6 protein-coding genes are annotated in these 4,945 nt (G+C 31.5%); 3 read left to right on the top strand and 3 right to left on the bottom strand.

The annotated features are described in order from the left end of the window. Window positions 1–270 precede the first annotated feature (270 nt). Window positions 271–888, top strand: coding sequence for a hypothetical protein (locus HPY60_11490; GenBank protein NPV51800.1), 618 nt, complete (start codon window positions 271–273; stop codon window positions 886–888). Between the two features lie 207 nt (window positions 889–1,095). On the opposite strand, the gene HPY60_11485 is transcribed toward HPY60_11490, so the two are convergent. Next, window positions 1,096–1,326 (bottom strand): hypothetical protein, encoded by a 231-nt coding sequence (locus HPY60_11485; protein NPV51799.1) that lies wholly within the window; start codon window positions 1,324–1,326, stop codon window positions 1,096–1,098. Window positions 1,327–1,645: 319 nt separating this feature from the next. Here HPY60_11485 and HPY60_11480 point away from each other — a divergent pair, with 319 nt between their 5' ends. Further along, on the top strand, window positions 1,646–1,978 hold the full coding sequence (locus HPY60_11480) for a hypothetical protein (protein ID NPV51798.1): 333 nt from the start codon (window positions 1,646–1,648) through the stop codon (window positions 1,976–1,978). A 429-nt stretch (window positions 1,979–2,407) separates the two neighbouring features. Here HPY60_11480 and HPY60_11475 read toward each other — a convergent pair whose 3' ends face one another. Next, window positions 2,408–3,508 (bottom strand): hypothetical protein, encoded by a 1,101-nt coding sequence (locus HPY60_11475; GenBank protein NPV51797.1) that lies wholly within the window; start codon window positions 3,506–3,508, stop codon window positions 2,408–2,410. 46 nt (window positions 3,509–3,554) lie between these two features. After that, a complete protein-coding gene (locus tag HPY60_11470) occupies window positions 3,555–4,160 on the bottom strand; it encodes a hypothetical protein (GenBank protein ID NPV51796.1) in 606 nt (201 codons plus the stop codon). Window positions 4,161–4,402: 242 nt separating this feature from the next. Between HPY60_11470 and HPY60_11465 the strand changes: the two genes are divergently transcribed. Further along, entirely contained in the window at window positions 4,403–4,861 is a 459-nt protein-coding gene (locus tag HPY60_11465; GenBank protein ID NPV51795.1) for a site-specific integrase, read from the top strand. The last annotated feature ends 84 nt before the right edge of the window (window positions 4,862–4,945 follow it).

Here is a 4,945-nt window from a genome sequence, read left to right as displayed (position 1 = left end):
GCCATCTTAATCAATGCCTTTCCTCCTGTACAAAGAGTCTTGACAACTTCTATCGTACAGGAAAATTTGATTAAGGTGGCCTAATTTTTAACCAGCATATGGTACACTTTTAGAGTAGCATTAACAAATACTTATAAAACTTATTTAGAAGAACAAAGAAAATTATATGAAATACAAGTTCAAGATATTTATAAAGCAACTAAGGCAACTATAGAAGCAAGAAAATCTGCTGAATCTGGTGGAGAATTAGTTTCTGTAGAATTTAAAGATTTGCCTAAATCTAATTTACAAACAGAACAATCTAAGCAAGAACAAAAAGAAAATAAAACTTCAATTGAAGAATTAAAAGCTTCACTTGAAGAAATTCAAAAATTAAATGAATTAGAAGTTAAATCTTATCAGGAAAAAGAACAATCTATTTTACAAATTATTACTACTTTTGCTAAAGCAAAAATGGAGCAAATAGTATTAAACGAAAATGAATATACTAAAAATTTTATTGAATATTGGAAAATTATCAGAGACTTAGAAATAACAAAAGCAAAAGATATTGGACAAATTTATACGACAGGATATAATGCATTGTTAGAAACGTTTAAACAATATATTGTAGAGCAAAGAAAATTATGGGTATCATTAATGAAAGACGCTTATGCGGCTGGAAAAGCAATTACAAATGCGTTTGCAGCAGGTAGAAATGAAATGGATTATGAAGGTATTGCTTGGAATATAGCAAAATATAATCAGATAAATTATAATCCTGTATTTACTTCTATGCCTGAAATAAATCAAAATGCTATAACAATAGTATTAAATCCAACACAATCTGATTCTTTAATGAGTGCAATTTCTCCTTATATTTCTACTGCAATAAGAGGTAATTCGTAAGAGGGGTATTATAAAACCCCTCTTTAAATAACATTTATATTAGAAAGGATTGATATTATGCAATGTATAGTATGTGGAAAATACAATCATGATTTAGATGCAAATTATTGTATAGATTGTGGAACTAATTTACGTAACCCAATAGTTTGTGAATGTGGCAAAAGTAATCATAGAGAAAAGGCAAACTATTGTACTAATTGTGGTAAATTAATCAGATAAGAAGAAACACATATCTTCTTTTGTGGCTTCTGGAGATAAATTTTGACTTCCACAGTTTTCACAGAATTTAGCGTCTAAATCATTAATATCTCCACAATCATTACATTGTAAATTCTTTGGTTCTTTTTCAATTTTAGTACCACAGGATTTACAATATGATGCAGTAATTTTTATGTCAGTTTTGCACTTAGGACATTTAGATATTTCTGGTTTTGACATTGGTAGCACCTCCTTTCTTTTGAAGATATTCGACAGTTGGGAGGTGTTTCCTTTGACTAATAATGTCGAAATGTGGGAAGAAGGTGGAAACCCTCTTTTAATTAAATAAAGATATTAGAACGGATACCGAGCCTAATTTAAAATAACGGTAAAATATATCGGAAAATCAGCTATAAAAAAAACATTCGATAAAACACGATAATAGCATAGCACATTTAATAAATAGTATGTCATAAATAATATGTAAAAAGAACCCATAATTTAAATATGAATTGTTCCTAAAAGACTGCCGTGTTATAGCCGAATGGAGGTATGGTTGTTGAGTATTGAAGGGTTAATAAAATCTTTGAATAATAAAATTAATGTGATTCTAACTAAAAGTTTAAGACAGAGACTTGAGGTAATTAAAAAATTAGCAGTTCAAGATCTAAGGGCAGCAGTACAGGCAAATGTTTATGATCGTAGACAACCGGAGTTCTATGAACGCAGCTTTCAACTGCTGGAATCGATCACGGCAAGTGATGTAAGGTTAAACGGTAACACAATTGAATTTGAAATCTTCTTTGATGCTAATAAAATGAATTATAAAAGTTTATCCGGTGACACGTCTTGGAATGGGAAGAAAATAAACGTTGCGTTCCTGGTAGATTAAGGACACTATAATCCGAAGGGGTCTATAGTGCCTGATCATCCTATTCCCTGGCTGGATGACTACCCAGGAGCAGAGTTTATTCAAACTGCCATTGAGAGGATCAAACAAGATTTAAGGGATGTTATTAAGGGTTTGGTTGGGGTGGAACTAAAGCGAATCGGGAAATACTAAATTGATGGGTAGTTTAAGTACTGCCCGTTGTTTTTATTTAAGGGTAAAAATATAATATCTCTGCAAATTATAAATATTAGAAATGCATAATCGTTTAGTAAAATAATTTTTATCTAAAACCGTCCTGCTTCATAAGTTTTGCAAATTCTATACTTCTTTTTAGTGCATATTATAGCTGACCAATAGTATTGTACCATGTATATTTCAGTGATTAATAATAAAGTTATATTAAGATCAATAATAGAGAATAGTTCTCAGCTATTTTAAATATTTTAAAAGTGTTTCAGGATTTTTTTCTAAATATACCTCCGGCACTCCACCAGTGCCTTGAAAAAGTATAAGAATATGATGGCCGTTTATTGTACTTACAGAATAGCGCACTTCTTGTTTTCCATCAACAAATACCTTTTGTCCCTTAGCACCATCAGAAGTTCGATAAAAACTTTTTACTTTCCCATCGGTATCTGATAAGTGTCTTTTTTCGGATAAAACGACTAATCCTGGTTTTCCGTCCTTTAATGAATTATAGAGATCTTCTGAAAATCCTGATTCTAACCCATGATGTGGTGCAACTAAAATTGATAATCCATGTTTGCTTAGCAATGACTTTAATGAAGGTTGATCGCTTGATGTATCATGCCAATTTGGGTGGAGAGTAGCTTGTCTCCTGTCAAATATAGTATATCTTTTTTCAAGTCCCTCATCTTCATCTAATAAATATTTTAAGGGTTCCGGATTAATGTCACCTGGTACTAATAAGGTGTGAAAACCATGACGATAAAAAAAGACAATACTAAGCCCGTTACCATACTCTTGATCATTATCTGGATATATTTCGTTTACAACTGGAGGTCTTACATAATAAATACCGTATTCTAAATTTGGAATAGATATCGTTGAGTCATAACATATTGTTTGCAAAGGAAGTCTCCTATTTTTATAGAGACTTTTGTAAATATTAATGTTTTCTTCACTACCTTTAGGGTTTTTAATTCTATTAAAGTTTACTGCTTCTGGTTTAGCTGAACCATCTGTTTTATCATGTGGACAAGTATGCAAAAAGGCATAGAATTGTGATTTTTCATAACTTGTATTCATTAAACACTTTATATCTGTAATATGATCCGCATGTGGGTGTGAAATAATTGTTTGAGCTAGGTTACAGTTTTTATATTTACTCAAATAAGGTATTATATGTTTTTCTAAGAATTCAGTGGGTTTAAAATCTTCTGAACTTCCAAAATCATATATCATTCCTTGATTAAGTGCAGTCCTGACAAAGATATATAGACCACGCCCTACGTTAAATATCCAAATGTGACTTTTTTGTGATTTTGACCAAGAAGGAACATTAGGCATTGATATAAAAACCTCCTATTACTTTTTAAAAGACAGTTTTTAAAACTTAATCGTTTTCTTTTGATTTGAAATATTTAATGGCGCTTGAGATTAGAGCGACAAAAAAGACCAAGCCTCCAAAAATTCCATATGTAATACGGCATTGATTAGACATGTTATTAAGTAGAATGTATAGTAACGAAGCAAAAAATGATGCATTCATGAAAGCAATTGTGTAGTAAAACCATGATTGTGTACTCCTCCAGTTAAAGTACGATGGTTGTAGGGGATTTGTAAACATATTAGATTTATTGTTAAACCCTAATGGTTTAATTTTTAAAAAAAATTCACGTTGCTCATTAATATATCGTGCAGTGTGAACAAAATAAACACGATTTCTTAATGACATGGAAAATAGAAATAATCCTATAATTTGGCCCGCTATGATAGTAGCTGTTGCTGGAATACTAAGATCTGTTGATTCTTTTAGGCCAAATTGATACAAACCTAGCGCTAGTCCTATTATCGCTGTATATAAGGTAGATAAAAACTTAAAGATGTTAAAACTTTGCTTATCATAATGCCTCATTTGTTCAAAACAATTGTTAAAATCACGTTCTAAAAATCTTAATGATTCCCTTTCGATATCAGTGAATTCTTTCCGCTCATTCACGTATTAGTTTCCTCCGAGACAAATTTTTATATATAAATAAGGTTCTTAACTATTGGATTTTATTGGTACAATTTCGACATATTTTGACAGTTACCTTCTAGATTCAAAGTAAAATTATTAGTCATAGAATATTGATTATATGAAATCTATGTGCTATAATTGGTCATAGAATATAGCAAATAACAAACTTTATCTAAAGAAAAATACGTCATAGAATATTTTAAAACAAGGAGCGGTTATCTATGATCAATTTAATGGAAAAATACTTAGGTGAATTAATTCAAGATGGTAAGGATAAAAAAACTATTATCTCCTACCGTACAACGCTGAAACAGTTTATTAACTGGTTTGAGGAAACTAATGGGTATACCGATATTGAAAAGGTAACTCCTATGGATATTAAGGATTTTAAGCAATATATGATTACTATTAAGGATCGTAAACCTGCAACAGTAAATAAAGCTCTGGTAACACTTAAGGGTTTTTTTGAATGGACAACCGAGAATAACCTAACTAGTATTAATCCTGCTCGTAAAATAAAATTTGTTGAAAGACAAAAACTTGCTCCTAAATGGCTGGAGCGGAACGAACAGAATAGACTACTAAGAGAAATCGGAAAAGAAAAGAATGATTTTAAACGGGCAAGGGATTTGGCAATGGTCAAGTCCCATTTTTCCTGTAAAAAAGGTCCCACTTTGTAGATAGAGGGTGGTCCAGGTTCATGAGACCCGGCTGATTCTTTCAGCAGGCGAGCCCACAGGCGCCGGAACCGGCTTCTCGGCCTC

The organism is Methanofastidiosum sp. (assembly GCA_013178285.1).
Lineage (GTDB): Archaea > Methanobacteriota_B > Thermococci > Methanofastidiosales > Methanofastidiosaceae > Methanofastidiosum.
The sequence above is the reverse complement of the archived record's forward strand: the minus strand, read 5'-3'. Positions and strand labels throughout refer to the sequence as shown.